General features: G+C 64.3%; 22 protein-coding genes. 9 read left to right on the forward strand and 13 right to left on the reverse strand.

Annotated elements, in window-relative coordinates; genetic code table 11:
• Nucleotides 1-16 precede the first annotated feature (16 nt).
• On the reverse strand, nt 17-337 hold the full coding sequence (locus ACFXKN_RS06235; protein WP_378950396.1) for a hypothetical protein: 321 nt from the start codon (nt 335-337) through the stop codon (nt 17-19).
• A gap of 199 nt (nt 338-536) precedes the next feature.
• On the opposite strand from ACFXKN_RS06235, the gene ACFXKN_RS06240 reads away from it, so the two are divergent.
• The 3 genes from ACFXKN_RS06240 to ACFXKN_RS06250 all read left to right on the forward strand — a co-directional run bounded on the left by ACFXKN_RS06240 (nt 537) and on the right by ACFXKN_RS06250 (nt 2,777).
• Nucleotides 537-977, forward strand: coding sequence for a pyridoxamine 5'-phosphate oxidase family protein (locus ACFXKN_RS06240; RefSeq protein ID WP_379432547.1), 441 nt, complete (start codon nt 537-539; stop codon nt 975-977).
• Between the two features lie 170 nt (nt 978-1,147).
• On the forward strand, nt 1,148-2,200 hold the full coding sequence (locus ACFXKN_RS06245) for a hypothetical protein (RefSeq protein ID WP_379432548.1): 1,053 nt from the start codon (nt 1,148-1,150) through the stop codon (nt 2,198-2,200).
• 121 nt (nt 2,201-2,321) lie between these two features.
• Nucleotides 2,322-2,777, forward strand: a complete 456-nt coding sequence (locus tag ACFXKN_RS06250) for an ASCH domain-containing protein (protein ID WP_378950407.1) — start codon at nt 2,322-2,324, stop codon at nt 2,775-2,777.
• Between the two features lie 176 nt (nt 2,778-2,953).
• Here the strand turns inward: ACFXKN_RS06250 and ACFXKN_RS06255 are convergent, their stop codons facing one another.
• The 3 genes from ACFXKN_RS06255 to ACFXKN_RS06265 form a co-directional block, all read right to left on the reverse strand.
• Entirely contained in the window at nt 2,954-3,373 is a 420-nt protein-coding gene (locus tag ACFXKN_RS06255; protein ID WP_378950410.1) for a VOC family protein, read from the reverse strand.
• Nucleotides 3,374-3,660: 287 nt separating this feature from the next.
• A complete protein-coding gene (locus ACFXKN_RS06260; protein WP_379432549.1) occupies nt 3,661-4,428 on the reverse strand; it encodes a MerR family transcriptional regulator in 768 nt (255 codons plus the stop codon).
• Nucleotides 4,429-4,783: 355 nt separating this feature from the next.
• Complete coding sequence (locus ACFXKN_RS06265) at nt 4,784-5,071, reverse strand: hypothetical protein (protein ID WP_379432550.1); 288 nt, start codon at nt 5,069-5,071, stop codon at nt 4,784-4,786.
• A gap of 167 nt (nt 5,072-5,238) precedes the next feature.
• On the opposite strand from ACFXKN_RS06265, the gene ACFXKN_RS06270 reads away from it, so the two are divergent.
• Entirely contained in the window at nt 5,239-5,721 is a 483-nt protein-coding gene (locus ACFXKN_RS06270) for an NUDIX domain-containing protein (RefSeq protein WP_379432551.1), read from the forward strand.
• 164 nt (nt 5,722-5,885) lie between these two features.
• On the opposite strand, the gene ACFXKN_RS06275 is transcribed toward ACFXKN_RS06270, so the two are convergent.
• The 3 genes from ACFXKN_RS06275 to ACFXKN_RS06285 all read right to left on the reverse strand — a co-directional run bounded on the left by ACFXKN_RS06275 (nt 5,886) and on the right by ACFXKN_RS06285 (nt 7,479).
• The gene (locus ACFXKN_RS06275; protein WP_379432552.1) at nt 5,886-6,428 is read right to left on the reverse strand and encodes a nitroreductase family deazaflavin-dependent oxidoreductase; all 543 of its coding nucleotides are present in this window, start codon (nt 6,426-6,428) and stop codon (nt 5,886-5,888) included.
• Nucleotides 6,429-6,760: 332 nt separating this feature from the next.
• Nucleotides 6,761-7,111 (reverse strand): HNH endonuclease, encoded by a 351-nt coding sequence (locus ACFXKN_RS06280; protein ID WP_378950426.1) that lies wholly within the window; start codon nt 7,109-7,111, stop codon nt 6,761-6,763.
• 170 nt (nt 7,112-7,281) lie between these two features.
• Nucleotides 7,282-7,479: a hypothetical protein gene (locus tag ACFXKN_RS06285; protein ID WP_378950429.1), complete on the reverse strand. Its 198-nt coding sequence runs from the start codon at nt 7,477-7,479 to the stop codon at nt 7,282-7,284.
• A 330-nt stretch (nt 7,480-7,809) separates the two neighbouring features.
• Between ACFXKN_RS06285 and ACFXKN_RS06290 the strand changes: the two genes are divergently transcribed.
• A complete protein-coding gene (locus ACFXKN_RS06290; protein WP_379432553.1) occupies nt 7,810-8,280 on the forward strand; it encodes a polyketide cyclase in 471 nt (156 codons plus the stop codon).
• Here the strand turns inward: ACFXKN_RS06290 and ACFXKN_RS06295 are convergent.
• Nucleotides 8,275-9,219 carry an alpha/beta fold hydrolase gene (locus ACFXKN_RS06295; protein WP_379432554.1) on the reverse strand — a complete coding sequence of 315 codons (945 nt, stop codon included), beginning with the start codon at nt 9,217-9,219 and terminating at the stop codon, nt 8,275-8,277. The genes ACFXKN_RS06290 and ACFXKN_RS06295 overlap by 6 nt on opposite strands.
• 59 nt (nt 9,220-9,278) lie before the next feature.
• Here ACFXKN_RS06295 and ACFXKN_RS06300 point away from each other — a divergent pair, with 59 nt between their 5' ends.
• Nucleotides 9,279-9,908 carry a winged helix-turn-helix transcriptional regulator gene (locus tag ACFXKN_RS06300; protein ID WP_378950438.1) on the forward strand — a complete coding sequence of 210 codons (630 nt, stop codon included), beginning with the start codon at nt 9,279-9,281 and terminating at the stop codon, nt 9,906-9,908.
• A gap of 98 nt (nt 9,909-10,006) precedes the next feature.
• Here ACFXKN_RS06300 and ACFXKN_RS06305 read toward each other — a convergent pair whose 3' ends face one another.
• Nucleotides 10,007-10,702 (reverse strand): class I SAM-dependent methyltransferase, encoded by a 696-nt coding sequence (locus ACFXKN_RS06305; RefSeq protein WP_378950441.1) that lies wholly within the window; start codon nt 10,700-10,702, stop codon nt 10,007-10,009.
• A 67-nt stretch (nt 10,703-10,769) separates the two neighbouring features.
• Nucleotides 10,770-11,783, reverse strand: coding sequence for an NADP-dependent oxidoreductase (locus ACFXKN_RS06310; RefSeq protein ID WP_379432555.1), 1,014 nt, complete (start codon nt 11,781-11,783; stop codon nt 10,770-10,772).
• Nucleotides 11,784-11,983: 200 nt separating this feature from the next.
• Between ACFXKN_RS06310 and ACFXKN_RS06315 the strand changes: the two genes are divergently transcribed.
• Nucleotides 11,984-12,424, forward strand: a complete 441-nt coding sequence (locus ACFXKN_RS06315; protein WP_378950447.1) for an SMI1/KNR4 family protein — start codon at nt 11,984-11,986, stop codon at nt 12,422-12,424.
• Nucleotides 12,425-12,506: 82 nt separating this feature from the next.
• Here ACFXKN_RS06315 and ACFXKN_RS06320 read toward each other — a convergent pair whose 3' ends face one another.
• Nucleotides 12,507-12,983, reverse strand: a complete 477-nt coding sequence (locus tag ACFXKN_RS06320; protein WP_378950450.1) for a DUF1772 domain-containing protein — start codon at nt 12,981-12,983, stop codon at nt 12,507-12,509.
• A 323-nt stretch (nt 12,984-13,306) separates the two neighbouring features.
• Between ACFXKN_RS06320 and rox the strand changes: the two genes are divergently transcribed.
• Entirely contained in the window at nt 13,307-14,731 is a 1,425-nt protein-coding gene (gene rox / locus ACFXKN_RS06325; RefSeq protein WP_378950453.1) for a rifampin monooxygenase, read from the forward strand.
• A gap of 168 nt (nt 14,732-14,899) precedes the next feature.
• Here the strand turns inward: rox and ACFXKN_RS06330 are convergent, their stop codons facing one another.
• Nucleotides 14,900-15,310, reverse strand: coding sequence for a winged helix-turn-helix transcriptional regulator (locus tag ACFXKN_RS06330; RefSeq protein ID WP_378950456.1), 411 nt, complete (start codon nt 15,308-15,310; stop codon nt 14,900-14,902).
• 112 nt (nt 15,311-15,422) lie between these two features.
• Here ACFXKN_RS06330 and ACFXKN_RS06335 point away from each other — a divergent pair, with 112 nt between their 5' ends.
• Nucleotides 15,423-16,706, forward strand: a complete 1,284-nt coding sequence (locus ACFXKN_RS06335) for an MFS transporter (protein WP_378950460.1) — start codon at nt 15,423-15,425, stop codon at nt 16,704-16,706.
• Here the strand turns inward: ACFXKN_RS06335 and ACFXKN_RS06340 are convergent.
• Entirely contained in the window at nt 16,699-17,595 is an 897-nt protein-coding gene (locus ACFXKN_RS06340; RefSeq protein ID WP_378950463.1) for an oxygenase MpaB family protein, read from the reverse strand. The genes ACFXKN_RS06335 and ACFXKN_RS06340 overlap by 8 nt on opposite strands.

Raw genomic sequence — 17,595 nt, forward strand, 5'->3', positions numbered from 1 at the left:
CGGTTGTCAGGGCTGGCTACGCCTGGATAACCTCGATCCCCACCATTGCGTTGAGCGAGTCGCAGCTGGCCCAAGACTGGTTCTGCCCGTACTGCGCAGGGCCGTACTTCCAGTAGACGAACGGGACGGGCCACGCCACGCAAGTGAGCTTCACTTGATGCCAGGTCGGCAGCTCGCAATTGGCCATCCCGCCGGTGTTGAAGATGTTGTACACGTGGCAGTTGGCCTGCCACACCGGAACGTCGGCCTGGGCTACACCGCCGACACCGACGAGCGTTGCGGCAGCACTGGCGGTAACAACAACGGCACTTGCAGCAAGCCTTTTCGCAGAAAGCATTGAGAACCTCCTGAATCGATGTTGTCTGGAAGATCGCTGGGTGATCGAAAATGTTACTCAGGCCACGCAGCCGCAACCCTGGAGATCGCCTACTTCGCGGACACCGTCGAGGGCTCGAAACAGCTCCCGTAAGGAAGAACGCGTCGAGATCTGGAAAACCTGACAAGAGCTGTCAGCGGGCGGTGACATCCTGTCTTCCATGGCGACATGGCAGCAGTTTGCGAGCGAGGCACCCGAGTTGGCTGCCCACGTGAGATCACGGTTCGATGCGCACAAGACACATGTGCTGGCCACACTGCGCCGGGACGGCACCCCGCGAGTGAGCGGATCGGAGGTGGAGTTCATCGGACCAGACCTGATGTTCGGTTCCATGCCCGACGCGATGAAGGCAGCCGACCTGCGGCGCGACGGGAGGTGTGCCATCCACGCCCATCCCGGCGACGGTGACGCCAAGGTTATGGGTGTCGCGGTCGAAATCACCGGACCGGCAAAGGCAGCCTTCGGATCGCCACCGGGTGTCCACGACTTCCGCCTCGATCTCACCGGCGCAGTTCTCACCTACGTCGACGCGGCCGCAGAGTTGCTGATAATTCAGCACTGGCAGCCCGGCAGCGGCGTAAGGGTCACCCGGAGAAACTGATCGGCCATCTATGCCTCCGGCCGATTTTCCCTCGGAGATAACGCCTTCATCGTTATGCGAACAGCGCATTACCACCGTCCGCGCGCCCGGAGTGGCGGCGGGCGATCGGCGAGATCGCAGGGCAGACTTGCGCGGTCCAGAGCTCCATCGCCCCCGACACCGAGGCAACGATGACACCGATTCCGGCCGGTATCTCGCTCGACGCACTGTCCGACCTCCCTCAATACCCAGCCGGGACATCGTTCGGCCCCGACATCGACACTGCCCATGAGATTCTGCTGTCCGACGCCGGTGCGGACGCGAAGCGAGAGGCGTTCCTCGCATGGGTCGCACGACACCAGCCGTGCATCTTCGGCCGGATGGCCACCAAGTCCGGCACACCCGCCCACGGTTTGGCGATGAACCTGTGCTGGATCGATGAGCAGATGCTCACTGCCGGGCCTCACGCGGTCGCCGCAGCCATCGCCGGGGACCGACAGATCTGGAAGGAACGCGCTGCACGCGGTGAAAGCAGTGCCTTCCTCGTGATTTTCAACAGTCGCCGCCTCGCCCATGCCCGCCCCGGCCCCGAATTCGCCCGGCTATGCACCGATCTGGCCTCCCTGTATCTCTCCGAACTGGCTCCAATCCACCCGGACGTGATCTACACCGAGGCCCTCCCGCTGCGTGGGCGCGACGGGGTGCTGCGGTTGTTCAAAGGCAGTGTGCAGCTATTCCACACCGGTGCCCATCTACGGCGACATCACGACCGCCGAATACCCGGCGGCGTAATGATTTCGGTGAACGGGCCTGGGCACTACGCTAATTCCCTTGTCGCCCAAGGCTTGTGCGCAGACCTGACCGAATCCGCTCCCGTTGTCCACCGACTGGCCGCCCGCTCGATCGGCGCCGGCGGCCTCGGTGACGACCGCGCACTCAGTACCACCTGGCACCGCGACCCCCGACCCGCCGAACGTGACACCGCACAGTGGTTCTCCGCGGCCTACCACCTCGACGTCCTGGTCGAATCCGACGTAGTCACCGACCCCCGCATACGCACCAGCCCCTGCCCAGCCCACCAGCAATGGTCCTGGCTACATCTGGACTACATCGACGCCCACGAGACCACTCCCACAGACCGCACCCACGGATGGTTCCACGGGACACCCATTCCAGAACGCGACCTACACCACAACCCCTGGCCCCCCGTCGTTCCCATCGACGCGCCAGACTTCAACTACTGACTTTGCCAACTGCCGCAAACTCGATCCCAGCCCTGAACATCCGCACATGCCGCCTATCGCGTGGTCGCGAACGGACGCATCCGACTATGAGAGCGCCCGTTCTTCATGGTGAGGTGACTGCATGACGAACGACGCACCCTCGCCGGTGGACCTCGCGAGAATGCCCAGGGCCGAGTTCGCCTTCCCCGGTCCGTTGCGGGACAAGCTGGTGGCAGCGATCCTCGACGGTTCCAAAACCTCCACGACGGGGCTCGTCGTCGAGTACGAGCATGAGGGAGCGGCTCTGCCGGAGGCCGGGAGTCATTCGGTGGTTATCGATTCGAACGACTTTCCGGTCGCGGTGATCGAGGTCGCTGACGTGCGTGTCGTCCCACTTGCGCAGGTGGAGCTCGCGCACGTGGTGGATGAGGGTGAGGGCCACGCTAGCGTCGCGGAGTGGCGGGCAGACCATGAGTTGTTTTGGCACAGTAGCCAGTTCCGCGCAGCGTTAGACGACCCAGTGTTCACTGTGGACGATGCGACACTAGTGGTACTTGAACGCTTCCACCTCATCACCGACGTTCACCCCGATGATTGAAGGCAGGTGAACAACGCCCGGTAATGCCGCATACCGCGGCCGTGAATGTCCGCATCTGCCGAATACAGTGTGCTTCTACCCTTGCTCCGCCGCACCGGGGACAAGCAGCCAGATGTTTGCCCGGCCAGGGGTGTCTGGGGTTCAGTCGTCGTTCAATGCAACTTCTTGGTGCTCGATCAGTGCTGCACTGCCGTGATATTGAACATCCAGCTGATCCCGAACTTGTCCACGAGCGAGCCCGCCTCGTCGCCCCACACCTGCTCTTCGAGTAGCAGCGTTACGGTGCCGCCGACCGAAAGCTTCTCGAAGTATCCGCGGAGTTCGTCGTCGCCGCCGACGAAGACCGCAACGTTGTTTCCCGGCTGGTAGGGCGGGTGCCCGGGCCGGTCGTACGGGAAGTCCCAACCCATCAGCGTGTAGCCCGCCGGTGTGTCGAGCCGGGCATGCATGACATTTTCAGCGTTGGGCGCTTCCGGTGAGCCGAAGTCCGCGACCGTTCCGAGCTCCAATTCGCCCCCGAAGACCTCCTGATAGAACTCCATTGCTTGCCGCGCGTTGCCGTTGAACACGATGCACGGGTTGACTCCAGAACTCACTCGACGCTCCTTTTGACGCGTGACCGATCGGGCCGTCCGCCGGTCGCCAAGTCAGCCTGTCAAGCAATCACGACACCTTCTGTCGTGATTGCTTGTAGAACTCGAGTACGGCTGCGCCAGCGTGGAATGCCCGCTTTTGCGGCGGAGCGCGCGTTGGACAGCCGCCCAGAGCTGTTGGCCGCCAGAGTCTCTGGAACGTCCGCTTCTGCCGAATACAGGGTGCTCGTCAGCTACCTGAAGCTGCGCGTCCAAGGTCGGCCGACCCGACCCTGCGGCTGCCGCCTACATCAGGTGAGCCGGGTGTCGGCGAAGACCACCATCGCGTCGCGGTAGTACGTCGCAAGCCCCGCAGCGATACGGTCGAAATTCTCGGCGTAGGCCGGCTCATCATATGTACGAGCCAGTGCCTTGAACTCACGAGCGTCCGGGTCCCAGCTCGTGCGCACGAGCTGGTACGCCGTCTCGATCTCCGCCTGTACGGACGGGTCACTTACCGCGGTCTCGGATGCCATGAATTCGGCCATCCGAATCATCGCTGCGGTCGTTTCTCGCTGCATTCGCTCGAGGTCCTCGACGCTGAGCGAGTCGATGAACTGTTGCGATCGCTGCCGGGCCTGGTCTTGATCCGGCCAATCGACGCCTTTTACCGCCTCGTACAAGTTCGGATCGAAACCTTCGAAAAGGTTTTCCGGCCTATTGATTTCGGTCACAGCTCCTGTGCCCTTCTGGCTCTCGAGTTCCTCGATGGTGCGGGCAAGCGTGTGTGCCACCCGAGTGAGACGATCACGCTTGTCGGTCACGCTCGCGTGGTGCTCGCGCAGCGCCTGCACGTGGTCGGTCTGGCCGTCGAGAATCGCCGCGATGGCATCGAGCGGCATATCGAACTCCCGCAACACGAGAATCTGCTGCAACCGCAGCAGTTGCTCCTGCTCGTAGACGCGGTAGCCGTTGCTGCGAATACCGGCGGGCGATAGCAGCCCGATCTCGTCGTAGTACCGCAGCGTGCGCGGCGTCACGCCCGACATGCGGGCAATCTCGGCAACAGACCAGAACACACCCATCCTCCTGCTCGAACTCCGCCGGCCGATCCGGCACCTCGACGCTAAACATGCACGCAACGTAAACCTCAAGACCCGCGCGCCCGAGACCTCCACGCCAGTGCCGTGGGGACGACTGCTGCCATCGGTACCGCGCAGAGTACGTTGCGGGACCTGTCCGCCCTGGCCGCCGCAGAGGCCATCAGATGGCGCGAAAACACCGCCACTTACCGCTGCTAGTCACAGCGCCTGGCGTTCTCACCAGTACGGCTGTTCGAAAACTGTTCGTCTCGTGTGCATCCGCCGCAGCCAGCCAGTCATCTCGGCGTTGGCCAGCCGAGTGCTCACCCAGCCCGCTGGTGGTCTCGTCACCTCACCGCCGCCGAGCCTTATCGGGGTTGATGTAGAGTCGAATATCCTTGTACACCACGGTGTTCGGCGCATCGTCGTCGTTGTCCGGGTCGCCGGAGTCCGCAGGATCCGGCAGTTCCGCGATCTCCTCGATGACGATCTGTGCGCGCGCCGCGCCGGGATCGAACATCTCCTGAAACGGCCCGACGAACGACCCGCCGAGACCGCGGTGCTTCGCCCGAACAGCCGCCCATCCGAACAGTGCCAACGGGCCGATGGTCGCGATCAGCAGTAACAAGTCCCCGCCCATGTCCACGAGCGTACCGATGAGGGGCCGACTTTCCGTTGATCACCGAACCTGACTAACCAGCTTCAGATGCACTCAGCGAGCCTAGGCGTGTCTGCACATACCGCCTCCCGCGGCCACCTGAGCTGCTGCGCAACGTCTGACGGTCGGGCTGGATAGTGTTGTGCCCCATGGGGTCTGAACTAGTCGAAGACGTTTCCGAGCTGCCGCGGAAGCGGATGGGAGCGGGTGCCTTGTTTGTCGATGAGTGTGACCGCGTATTGCTGGTCGAGCCGACGTACAAGGACTACTGGGAATTACCGGGAGGCGTCGTCGAAGCCAACGAGTCGCCCCTTGCCGCGGTTGTTCGGGAGATCGATGAGGAGCTCGGCCTGACGGTGTCGATGGGCCGGTTACTGGTGGTGGATTGGGTTCCGCCAGGTCTATATCCCAGCGACGGGGTGATGTTCCTTTATGACGGCGGACAGCTCACAGCCGATCAGACTGCGGCAATAGCCTTGCAAGCGCAAGAGCTTGTCAGTTGGGCCTGGTGTGATGAGCCGGAGGTCTCGGAGCGGCTGCCGGCGGTGCTGGCTCGCCGCGTGGCCGCCGCGCGCTCACTCCGCCGGGATGGTGGCGTCGCCTATCTCGAGGATGGCTTTGTCATTGCGTGATCAAGCGTGGCTTTGGTCGTGAAGTCTGGTGTCGGTTGGTCGCGCAGTCTGGGCATCAGTCGGGCGGCTTGCAGCTGGATTCTGGTCACGAATCGACCACCGCCCGGCCAGCGAGTCGGCCGAGCGGTGTTGTTGGTGGCCCCGCCGTGCCATTCGAGCGCGAGCTAGGAGTGGGCGTCGATGCGGAATACTGCAATCCGATCGGCGGCCTCAGCAATAGCCTGCGGGGTCGGATCCTCGACCAAGCCGGTCGTGACGAACAACTTGCCGACCCGTGCATGGCTGTTCTCGATGTGGTCGCGCAGTATCGGTCGACGTTCCTCGACGGATAGTTCTACCAACTTCACGACCGAGGATCGACGGCCCCGCGAGAGGGTGACCGTCTGCGCTGCGCGAACGTTGGCGACCCAGGCGGCTTTCGGGTATGCCTGGAAGATGTAGCGTTGCCCTGCAATGGGAATTACCCCGATCGCCGCGATCCGTGGCTGGCCGGTTCGGCGCCCGGTCGTGGTGATCAGGTAGTGGGGTCCGAGGGCGATTCCCATCTTCTGCAGTCTGATGATCACCTTGTTGAACTTCTCGACCTTGCGGCGAAATTGCTCCGCGGTTTGAGCCATGATTATCTTCCTCCCCGCCAGACCTTCTCGTCTGGACTGCTCACCTCGGCTGATCGGTAGGCCGAACGCGAACAACGTCGCCGGCACCATTCGGTGATGGCGCTCTATCCGCCGAGGATGGTGTCGCTCCACGGACCTCGACTGTTACTCACTTGCAGCTGAATAGCTTGTGACTGTTCGCATTCCAGCATCGGGGGCTCTGTCGGCGGAACCACCGGCGGTGCGGAGGGTCAGCTTTTGCCGGCTCGGGAGTGGGCGAGTCGGAGTGGCGCGTTGCGACGGCTTAGATTGCACCCTCACCAGCACGGCGGCGCATGGTGCGCGCGATTTGGTTGGCCGGCCGACATCGGAAAACGCGGGAGTAGCCGAATAGGATGTGTCCCCCGAGACTACTGGAGAACTTCCATCACCGATTTACGTCACTAGGCGAACCGGGTAGTGAGCTCGGTCGCGATCTCGTAGTGGCGCACGAGGAACGAGCGTTCGTCGAGCTTCTTGCGCCGCAGCCAGCCGGTCACCTCGGCGTTGCACTTGCTGGCGTTGCACGACCCGCACGCGGGCACGACATTGCCGAGCGTGTAGCGGCCGCCGCGCGAGATTGCCTGCACACAGTCCTTCTGCAGCGAGGTGACAGGGGAACCACAGTAAGCACACCCGCCCCAGGACACCTTGAGCGCGTCCCATTGCGCGTCGGTGAGGTCGTGGGTGACCTGCGCCATCCGCTTCTTACGCTTACGCGCGGCGCGAACCTGTTTGCTACCACCAGTCGGCACGAGGGGTGACACTACGCGTCACGGTGCCGGCCGAGCAGCAGGACTGGCGTGAATGGTTCGACGAGACCAGGCGCAGACCGTGGAACGGCATTGCTGACCGCGCGAAGCGACCCGGTCGCCCATTCGAGGTGACCGGGTCGCTCGCAATATTCAGTTCAGGATGCTGCGGGCTACCCGCTGAGGCTGGACGAGCCGGCGCTCAGCAGTTGCAGGATGTTCTGCAAGAAGTCGCACCCGCCCGGCGCGCCGATGGGGAACTCGACGCACCCTGCGACGGGGGCGACCTGTTCGGTGGCGGCTTGGGCGGTAGCCATCGGGGCCAGCATCAGTGCACCGGCCAGTGTGGCCGCAGCGAGTGATCGTTTCATCGAAATTCCTTACTGCTCTGCGTTTTCGAACTGTCCAACTGCCCGAGCGGCGAAGATCACGCTATTGGGGCATCAGCTCAGCCACTAGACCCCGGTTCCGTGGCCCACGGATCCGGGGGCACTGCCCGGCAGTTCGTACCCCCTGGCGGCTCAGAACATCCGAGAGTGCTGGTGACCCTCGACTGACGTGAAAGTGGTCTCGACAACGGCCGCAGTTTTCACCACGACCGAATACCCGCCAATCGCAACTGATCACGGTCGCCTCGTCACCCCAGCTCCGGCGGCTCACACCCAGTCCTGCGTCGACGACGAGTATGCGAGGGTAGTGGCATGACGGTAGAACGGTTCGAGGTCCAGCGGCATGTCACCGCGTCGCCTTCGGAGATCTTCACACTGCTGTGCTCCCCCGAAGGGCACGTAGCCATCGACAGTTCGGGCATGCTGCAATCGGCGGAAGGGAAACCCGTCACGGGCGTCGGGGATGAGTTCATCGTGCACATGGACCGCGAGTCGCTCAACGACCTGCCGATGGGCAAATACGACGTGACGGTGATCATCACCGAATTCGAGCAGGACACCCAGCTCGAATGGACGATCGCGGGCACGATCAAGCCGCCGATCGAGCACCGGTACGGCTATCGCCTGGAGGCCGACGAGACCGGCACACTGGTTACCTCGTACTACGACTGGAGCAAGATCGCGCCCCGCTATCGCGAGGCGGCCATCTTCCCGATCATTCCCGAGTCGGCACTGCGCGCCACCCTCGGCATTCTCGCCCGCACCGTCCAGAGCGGCCTATAGGTCTGCCTCACCCGCCCGGGTCGCGTCTCGACGCTGCGTCGCTGTCCAGTCGCGGATCGCGGCGACGAACTCCTCGGGCGCGTCGGATTCCACGTAGGTGCCTGCGCCTTCGACGATCACGGTCTTGTGGTCGGTGAACGTCGCTTCCAGGCGCTCGCGCTCCTGGGGGCGGAAGGCGATGTCGGCGTCACCCCACACGATCAGTGTCGGCAGGTGCGCGATGTCGGCAAGCCCGGCTTCGACCGCGGCGAAGAAGTCCCGACTGGCGAGGACCCGGCCGGGGAGCACGGCGGAAGCCTGGCGCCGCTCCGGGGTGTTCAGCGCCTGGCTGTAGTGGGCCATTTCGGCAGCGGTCGGCTTCCGCCTTCGGTGGCAGGTGGGGATGAAGGCTTTGACCAGGAGGTTGAACCGCCGGACCAGGAAGCGGAACGGGAGTCCGCCGATGACGCGACCGAACCACTCGAAATGGAATATCCCGTTGACCGGCCAGGCCCAGGTGTTGGCGAGCACCAGCCGATCGAAGACGGCCGAGCGCCGCTGCACGACCGCCAAGCCGACCATTCCGCCCCAGTCCTGCCCGACCACAGTGACCCGATCGAGGCCGAGCGCGTCGACGAACCCGGTGACCACGTCCGCGTGTTCCTCGGGCAGGTAGCGGTAGCCGGGCTTCGCCGTCGACAGTCCGAAGCCCGGGTAGTCGAGGGCTATGCACCGGAAGTCATCGCGCAGTGCGCGGATCACGTCGCGCCAGAGGAATGACCAGGTCGGATTGCCGTGCAGGAGCAGGAGTGTGGGACCTGACCCCTCGTCGACGTAGTGCACGGTGTGCCCGTCGATGTCGATGAACCGGCTCTCGAACGGGAACAGATCGTCGTCGACCCAACCGGGCCGCACGCTCTTGGTGATATCGGCCATGGCGGCCCCCTCCGGGCTCGGCATCAACGGTATGCTTGAGCATGTCACGTGCACTTGAGAATTTCAAGCGATTGTAGGGAATAATGCGTAGCTACGGCCAGTACTGCGGGCTCGCCCGGTCCCTCGAAGTCGTCGGCGACCGGTGGAACCTGCTGATCGTCCGCCAGCTCCTGATCGCCCCCGCCCGCTACCGCGACCTGATCGACGGCCTTCCCGGCATCGCGACCAACTTGCTCGCCGATCGGCTCCGTGACCTCGAGGCCGCCGGCGTGGTCGAGCGGCGGCTGGCCGGCGAGGGAAGCATCGTCGAGTACGCCCTCACGCCGTGGGGCGCCGAGCTGCGCCAGCCGATCGAAAGCCTGATCCGCTGGTCCACCCCGTTGATGGTCCACGGCCCCGCCGACGGTGATTCCTTCCGCCCCGGCTGGCTCGCCCTCGCCGTCCCCGCCCTGCTCGACACCCGGGTCGAGGTCCGCCCGTCGGCGACGGTCGGGCTCGAGATCGGCGGTCCCCTGCTCCAGCTCCGCGCGACGCACTCCGGCTTCGAAGTCGGCCAACACGATGACCGCGACCTCGACGCGACCGTCCGCGCCGACCCTGCTTACATTCTCGGCTTGGCCGCAGGCGCCCTCACCCTCAGCGACGCCCTCGCCCTCGGACTGGTGGAGATCGACGGCGACGAGTCCGTCGTCCGCACCGTCTTCGCCGCCTGACAGTGGCCGATCCGGCAGGCGCACGGCGGCAGCATCTCCTGGACGTACCGCGCCGTCCGACGCCTGCGAACGGCCGCATACACCGGTAAGTGGCTGTACTACGCACCATCCGGGCGTCGGGCTACGAAGACATATTCGCGACTGTCCTCGCTGAACGGTTCGCCCGCGAACCCGCCATGGAGTGCCTCGAGTTCCAGCCCCGCCACGTCGAGGAGTCCGAGCCACTCGTTCTTCGTCGCCCACCACAGGGAGCTCACCGCGCCATCGTCGCGGACGAGGTCAATTCGGTTGTCGCCCACCGCATACCGGATTGTGTGCGGGATCGGTCCGAGCTGGCGGGTGCCGTCCAGGCGGGCCGCGGTGTGGTGATCGAAGGCGAACGCGTTCCACGCGAATCGTCCGCCGGGCCGCAGGGAGGCGGCTACCCGTTCGAAGACGCGGCGGCGGTCGGCCCAGGTGTTCAGGTGCAGTAGCGCGCGGAATGGACAGTAGATCAATGCGGCCGGCTGATCGAGACGCAGATCGCGCATGTCGGCCTCGCGCAATTCGAGCCGCACACCGGCCTCATCGGCCCGGATCATGGCCTGCTCGAGCATTCGAGGAGACGTGTCGATGCCGATCACGGGCTGCCCGGTGGCTCGGGCAACCGGGATGGCCACCCGGCCGTTGCCGATCGCGAGTTCGACCAACGGCCCGTCGGCGCGACCGGCAAGCTCGACATAGAAGGCGATATCCGCCGTCATATCGGCCGACCATTCGTCATAGTGATCCGCGAATGCCTCGTTCCAGCTCATACGCGCAAGCCTGCCCGTCTACTAGAGAAAACCCCATCGATTCCGGCGACCAACCGTTCGAGCAAGGTCAGGGCTCGGGTGCGATGCGGAGCAGTTGCTTGCCGAGGTTGCGCCCTTCGAAGAGGCCGCGCAACGTGGCCGGCGCTAGTTCGAAACCCTCGGCGACATCTTCGGCGTACACGATGTGGCCTTGGGTCATCCATTCGTGCAACCGGGCGAATGCCTCGGGGAATCGGTCGAGGTAGTCCAGAAAGATGAATCCCTCCATCCGTGCCCGTTTGAGCCCGAGTTGCAGGTAGTTGCGTGGTCCAGGAGGCGGTTCACCCGCTTCGTATCCGGAAGAGATGCCGCCGCAGACCACGATTCGGGCTCGCTCGGCGATATTCGCCAGTCCGGCATCCAGGATGGCGCCGCCGACGTTGTCGAAGAACACATCAATACCATCGGGAGCCAATTCGCGAAGCCTCGCTTCGACGTCATCGGCCTTGTAGTCGATGCACTCGTCGAACCGGGCGACCTCGGTGACCCAGGCGCACTTGGCGCTACCGCCCGCGATCCCGATCACCCTGCATCCCAGGGCTTTCGCGATCTGGCCTGCGATGGAACCGGTCGCGCCGGCGGCTCCGCACACCAGCACGGTATCCCCGGCCGAGGGCCTACCGATATCGATCATGCCGAAGTAGGCGGTCAGGCCGGTCGCCCCGAAGATGCCGAGCATCATCTTGGGGTCGATACCCGGGGGAACGATATTGAGTCCCAGCAGCCCCTGGCCCGATGCGATCGCGTAGTCCTGCCATCCGACCATCCCACAAACCCACTCCCCCACTGCATACTCGGCGTTGCGGGATGCCACTACCTGACCGACACCACCTGCCCGCATCACCGCACCGAGTGGCACCGGATCCAGGTAGTTCGGGCCGTCATTGAGCCAGCCTCGCTGAGTCGGATCGAAAGCCAGCCAGACCACCCTGACGAGTGCCTCATCCGGCCCAGCGGTCGGGACCGGGCCGATCCTGAGCTCGAAGCTACTGTCGTCAACCATGCCCGCAGGTCGTTGGACAAGAATCCACTGGCGATTCATCCCATCGACGCTAACCTACCGATCCGATCACTGTCATCCGAGTTTCCTGGTTCCGCACCGGAGACTCAGCCTGCGATCACGGGCTCTCTCCCACGCGATATGGCCTATTGCGGAACGTCTCGACGACTCCGATCGAACGGCAAGATTTCGTCGTAAGAGACACGGGTTCAACGATGTTCATCGCATGGCAAGATCGGCGAATGTGGAAGGACCTGATCCGAGAACTCTATGCGGATGCGGAATTCGCACCTGAAGCTTCCGGCACGGAGGTAGACCAAGTCGAGAGCCATTTGGGCCAGGCCGTTCCGAACGAGTTGCGAGATCTGCTGCGGCACACTAACGGTGTGCTCGCCGAGTGGGGGTCCGGTCTCGTGTGGTCGGTCGAGGAGATCATCGATCAGAACACCCAGTTCCGCCATGATGCCGAATTCGCGGAGCTGTACATGTCCTTCGACCAGTTGATGTTTTTCGGTGACAACGGCGGTGGTGACCAGTTCGCCTACGTCCGGCTGCCATCGGGACATAACACCGGCGTGTATGTCTGGGATCACGAAACCGATGACCGCAAGTGGGTTGCCGGTTCGTTGACCGACTACTTGCAACGGCGAGCAGGCGCCGAGGGTGACAGCTGGTACAGGTGACCGCGCCACTGCCCCTCGAGATCATGTCAAATACTCCTCGGTGAATTCGATTTCAGGTGTGCCCGCACCGTGGGGGCTGAGCTCAGAACAGGATGAGCGCGGCGCACAATCCGGCAATGGCGGTGAACTGCAGGGTGACCCGGTACTTCAGAATGCTGTCCCACTTGTCTTGCAGCGCACGGGCATCGGCCGGGATGATGCCGCTCATGGCAGCGGCGGTCTGCCGGGTATTGATCGGTTTGGCGATGCGGACGTAGAAGGCGAGCCAGGTGAGCAGCGCCGCCACCGTGATCCCCGCTGCGACAGCGGCGCCGATCCGGCCGGCCGCCAGCGCGATCACCAGTGTGAGCACCGCGGTGACCACACCGCCCACCCCGAAGACCGGCATGCGCTTGTCGCCGTAGTAGTGACCCCAGCCCGCACTCACGGTCACCGTCGCGTCATCGAGCTTGCGGTACACGGACCGCATGATCACGGCCCCGCAGACATCGGTGCCATAGACGATGGCGTTGGCGAGAACGGCGACGGCGGCGATGAGCTGGCCGGTGACAATGAGCATTTTCGGCTTCCTTTCCAACTTTCTAGCATCGCTAGATACTGGAGCAACGGTAACACCCGTCCGCCAGCCTGTCTAGCGCTGCTAGATTTCAGATCGCGGCCGCACGATCCACTCGGATCAGCAAGCTGCACATGCCGTTCCGGCCGAAGCGCGACGCGAGCGCGCAAAAATCTGCTTGCGGCAAGACTCAGGAGTGCCGCACAATGGGCGGCCGAGGCCAGGACCTGCGGAAATCCGGAATCTGCGAGATGCGTGCACGCGCGGCGCCTGCGGACGGGGATGCGCGGCTACTGGGTGGGCGAGATTGGGCGAATGGGTGGTTCATGTTCGATGTGATCATTGCCGGGCGTGGGCCGACCGGCGCGATGCTGGCCGCCGAACTGCGGCTGCACGATGTGCGGGTGCTTGTTCTGGAGAAGGAACCCGAGCCTGTGGCGTCGTTCGTCCGCATAGTCAGCCTGCATATTCGCAGCCTCGAGCTGATGGCGATGCGCGGACTGCTGGATCGTATTCTCGAACGCGGACGACAGCGTCCCGTCGGCGGTGTCTTCGCCGCGATCGCCAAACCTACGCCCGAGGGCTTGGATTCGGCGTACGCCTATCAGCTGGGCATCCCGCAGCCGATCATCAATCATCTCCTCGAAGAACATGCGATCGAACTGGGTGCGCAGGTCCGGAGCGGTTGTGCGGTAGCCGGTTTCGAGCAGGACGACGAGGGGGTGACCGTCGAGCTGGCGGACGGCGAGCGGCTGCGGTCGCGGTATCTCGTCGGTTGTGACGGCGCGCGCAGTACGGTGCGCAAGCTGCTCGGCGTCGGCTTCCCCGGCGAGCCCTCACGGACCGAGACGCTGATGGGCGAGATGGAAGTGGGTGTGTCGCAGGAGGAGGTCACTGCCATCGTGACCGAAATCGGCGATAAGCGATTCAGCCTCAGGCCCTTCGGCGCAGGGGTCTATAGCGTTGTGATCCCCGCCGCGGGAGTCAGCGATGATCGCTCGGAACCACCCACTCTCGAGGATTTCGAACAACAGTTGCGCGCCATCGCCGGAACCGATTTCGGCGTGCACTCCCCCCGCTGGCTGTCCCGCTTCGGCGATGCCACCCGGCTGGCGGAGCGATATCGGGTCGATCGGGTGCTACTGGCCGGCGATGCGGCGCACATCCACCCGCCCGCCGGCGGTCAGGGAATGAATCTCGGCGTTCAGGACGCAGTCAACCTCGGCTGGAAACTGGCCGCACAGATCCATGGCTGGGCACCGGAAACATTACTGGACACCTACCAGACCGAACGTCATCCGGTGGCCGCGGATGTCCTGGACAACACCCGCGCCCAGGTGGAACTGACCTCCACCGAACCGGGCCCGCAGGCCGCGCGCAGACTGCTCACCGAACTGATGGACTTCGACGAGGTGGCCCGCTACCTGATCGAGAAGATCACCGCGATCGACATCCGCTACGACTTCGGCGCGGGCCCCGACCTACTCGGCCGCCGTCTGCCCGACCTCGACCTGAAACAGGGCCGCCTCTACGACCGGCTACATCAGGGCCGCGGCCTGGTACTCGACCGCACCGAACACCTGACCGTCGAAGGCTGGTCCGACCGAGTCGACCTCATCACCGATCCCACTGTGGCACTGGATATTCCAGCGCTCCTGCTTCGCCCCGACGGCCACGTCGCCTGGATCGGCGAGCACCAACAAGACCTGAACACCCACCTCTCCCACTGGTTCGGCAAGCCCACCACCTGATTTCACCCGAGCATCCGACACGAACGCTGACCGCGCTCAGCGCGATTCCGAACACTGGCTTCGCACGATCAACCATGTCCGCCGCCGTACCCTCACCGTTCACCACCACGAACCCCAAGGCACCCTCGGCCGCCCGCTGTTGATACCGAACTGTCCCCGCGGCGAGGTTCATGTGCCCGGTGACGCTGATTCGGTTGAAGCGGATCCGCGGCTCGGAGTAGGCAAGGATTCGGCCAGACTCTCGACGTATTCCGCACCCCACTGGTTCAACTCGGTGACGAAGCCGCGCAATGCTTTCCCGGTCGAGGTGAGCGAATACTCCACGCGTGGTGGGACTTCGGGGAAGGCGTGTCTGCTGACGATGCCGTCTTGTTCCAGCTCGCGCAACTGGCGGGTGAGTACGCGGGGAGTCACCTCGCCGACCTTGCGGCGCAATTCGCCGTAGCGCAGGGGCTCGTCGAGGAGGTATTTGACGATTGTCATCTTCCAGGCGCCGCCGAGCACGGCGATGCTCACTTCGACGGGGCAGCTTCGCATCGCTCGCACGATCGGTGCACGGACTTCGTCCTCGGTAGCCATACGCTCGATGGTATCCGCTTCGTCCATATGGACAAGATTGTGCATACTGTTGATCCTGACCGGTGGTTGATAGAAACGAGGATAAGGACGTCGAGCAACGCGAAGGATTCCGGTGAGTATTTCCGAAGTCGATATCGAGCAGCGCGTGATCCGGCGGGTGCCCCGTTTTCATCCGGCGTGGACGATCGTGGCCGTGGCCGCCCTCGCGCTCATCGCGGCGGGAAGCTTCGCCACGATCGCGGGCCTGATCACCGAACCGCTGGTCGAGACGAAGGGGTGGAGTCGCACCGGCATCGGTGCCGCGGTGGCGGTGAACATGGTGCTCTACGGGGTGGTCGGGCCGTTCGCGGCGGCCATGATGGACCGCTACGGCATCCGCCGTGTCACCTCGTACGCGCTGATCGCGCTGATCGCGAGTTCGGTTCTCACCGCGCTCGTCACCCCGTCGGTGTTCTGGTTCGTGCTGTGGTTCGGCCTCGCCATCGGTGTCGGGACCGGGTCGATCACCACGGTGTTCGCCGCGACCGTGGCGAACCGGTGGTTCTACCGCAAGATCGGTCTCGCCACCGGATTACTCACCGCGGCAAGCGTATTCGGACAGTTCGCGATGCTGCCCCTGCTGTCGGTGCTGCTCGAACGGGCCGACTGGCGCGCACCCGTGCTCGCGTGCGGCGCCCTGGCCACGGTGGCGCTGCTCGGCGTTCTGCTTTTCCTGCGCGAAAGCCCCGCCGCGGTCGGCACCATCCGCTACGGCGCGGATCCGGACGCCGAACCGGTCGACACCGATCGCCGGATCAATCCGTTCGCCCGCACGATCACCGCTCTGCTGCGCGCCTTGCGCGACACCCGATTCTGGGTCCTGGCCACGATGTTCGCGCTGTGCGGGGCGACCACGAACGGCCTGATGTGGAGCCACTTCACACCCGCCGCGCACGATCACGGGATGGCCGCCACCGCCGCGTCGGGCCTGCTGGCCATCATCGGCGTCACCAACATTCTCGGCACCGTCTCCGCGGGTTGGCTCACCGACCGGATCGAACCACGGCTGCTCCTTGCCGTGTTCTTCCTCGGCCGGGGCCTCTCGCTCGCCGTCCTTCCGGTCTTGTTCACCAGCGGATGGTCCCCCGACCTCGTCGTCTTCGCCGTGGTGTTCGGCATCCTCGACGTCGCAACAGTGCCACCGACACTGACCCTGTGCCGCCACTACTTCGGCACCGACAGCGCGCTCACCTTCGGCTGGATCAGCGTCTTCCACCAACTCGGCGCGGGCGCGATGGCTCTCACCGGCGGCCTGATCCGCGACATCAACGGCTCCTACACTCCCCTCTGGATCACCGCCGCCCTCGCTTGCCTCACCGCCGCCGCGCTCGGCACCACCGGCTCCCGAATCAGATGAGCGCCTTCTGTTTCCGGATTCGGCGACGCACATCGCGGATCATCGCATTGGTGCCCGCGAACCTGATGAACTTCGGGATGAAGCGGTTGACGAAGCCGACGAACAGGAACAGGTGCTCGAAGCGGCGCTGGTCGGAATCGGTCCATTCGATCGCCATCTGGTCGCGGAAATGCGGCGGGAGAAAGCCGGCGGTCAGGAACTGCAGGAGGCTGCCGAACGTCACGCGCACCGACCAGTGGATCATCCGCAAGTGGAGCAGATCGTCGATGTAGGCGCGGAATTCGTCATCGCACACGACGTGTTCGCAGGCCCCGAGCCAGTACTCGTCGAATTCCGCGCGCGTCTTCGGCCACATGTCGGGGTGGACCTGGAGGGTGGTGCCGAAAGTGTCCGCGCCCTGGAAGAACGCCTCGAGCTCGTCGGGGGTCATCTTGCCGTGCAGCAGCTGATGGGTGTCCTCGAAACCGATGTAGATCGCCGCCGCCACATACATCTGCAGGTTCCGGTCGAAGGCGTTGTACTTCACTTTCGAGTCCGGCCCTGACCTGACCTGGCGGTGCGCGACGTTCACCGCCTCCCGCATCGCCAATTTGTCCTCGTCGGTGCCGAGCACGGCGACCGCGAGGTAGGCGGAGGTGGTGCGCAGCCGCTTCCACGGATGCACCATCAGCGCACCGGATTCCACCTTGCTCTCCATCACCCCGGCCGCGACACCCTGGTGCGCGAATTGCATCGCGACGTTCGCGGCCGCACCGGCGAACATCCAGAAGTCCAAGGCGTCGGCGAGTTGGGCGGGGCGTTTGCGGGGGGATCGGTAGGTGTCGGGAATGTGGAGGCGCACGCGGTCGAGGGTCAGCGCGTGATCGGGCGCCACGGAGTCCATGGTCAT

It is taken from the genome of Nocardia sp. NPDC059195, from assembly GCF_042754695.1.
Taxonomy (GTDB): Bacteria; Actinomycetota; Actinomycetes; order Mycobacteriales; family Mycobacteriaceae; genus Nocardia.

Excerpts from the sequence above, each read along its gene's own strand:
- ACFXKN_RS06235 (WP_378950396.1), bottom strand. The coding sequence starts at position 337 with ATGCTTTCTGCGAAAAGGCTTGCTGCAAGTGCCGTTGTTGTTACCGCC.
- ACFXKN_RS06240 (WP_379432547.1), top strand. The coding sequence starts at position 537 with ATGGCGACATGGCAGCAGTTTGCGAGCGAGGCACCCGAGTTGGCTGCC.
- ACFXKN_RS06245 (WP_379432548.1), top strand. The coding sequence starts at position 1,148 with ATGACACCGATTCCGGCCGGTATCTCGCTCGACGCACTGTCCGACCTC.
- ACFXKN_RS06250 (WP_378950407.1), top strand. The coding sequence starts at position 2,322 with ATGACGAACGACGCACCCTCGCCGGTGGACCTCGCGAGAATGCCCAGG.
- ACFXKN_RS06265 (WP_379432550.1), bottom strand. The coding sequence starts at position 5,071 with ATGGGCGGGGACTTGTTACTGCTGATCGCGACCATCGGCCCGTTGGCA.
- ACFXKN_RS06270 (WP_379432551.1), top strand. The coding sequence starts at position 5,239 with ATGGGGTCTGAACTAGTCGAAGACGTTTCCGAGCTGCCGCGGAAGCGG.
- ACFXKN_RS06275 (WP_379432552.1), bottom strand. The coding sequence starts at position 6,428 with ATGGTGCCGGCGACGTTGTTCGCGTTCGGCCTACCGATCAGCCGAGGT.
- ACFXKN_RS06285 (WP_378950429.1), bottom strand. The coding sequence starts at position 7,479 with ATGAAACGATCACTCGCTGCGGCCACACTGGCCGGTGCACTGATGCTG.
- ACFXKN_RS06290 (WP_379432553.1), top strand. The coding sequence starts at position 7,810 with ATGACGGTAGAACGGTTCGAGGTCCAGCGGCATGTCACCGCGTCGCCT.
- ACFXKN_RS06295 (WP_379432554.1), bottom strand. The coding sequence starts at position 9,219 with ATGCCGAGCCCGGAGGGGGCCGCCATGGCCGATATCACCAAGAGCGTG.
- ACFXKN_RS06300 (WP_378950438.1), top strand. The coding sequence starts at position 9,279 with ATGCGTAGCTACGGCCAGTACTGCGGGCTCGCCCGGTCCCTCGAAGTC.
- ACFXKN_RS06305 (WP_378950441.1), bottom strand. The coding sequence starts at position 10,702 with ATGAGCTGGAACGAGGCATTCGCGGATCACTATGACGAATGGTCGGCC.
- ACFXKN_RS06310 (WP_379432555.1), bottom strand. The coding sequence starts at position 11,783 with ATGAATCGCCAGTGGATTCTTGTCCAACGACCTGCGGGCATGGTTGAC.
- ACFXKN_RS06315 (WP_378950447.1), top strand. The coding sequence starts at position 11,984 with ATGTGGAAGGACCTGATCCGAGAACTCTATGCGGATGCGGAATTCGCA.
- ACFXKN_RS06320 (WP_378950450.1), bottom strand. The coding sequence starts at position 12,983 with ATGCTCATTGTCACCGGCCAGCTCATCGCCGCCGTCGCCGTTCTCGCC.
- rox (WP_378950453.1), top strand. The coding sequence starts at position 13,307 with ATGTTCGATGTGATCATTGCCGGGCGTGGGCCGACCGGCGCGATGCTG.
- ACFXKN_RS06330 (WP_378950456.1), bottom strand. The coding sequence starts at position 15,310 with ATGGCTACCGAGGACGAAGTCCGTGCACCGATCGTGCGAGCGATGCGA.
- ACFXKN_RS06340 (WP_378950463.1), bottom strand. The coding sequence starts at position 17,595 with ATGACCATGGACTCCGTGGCGCCCGATCACGCGCTGACCCTCGACCGC.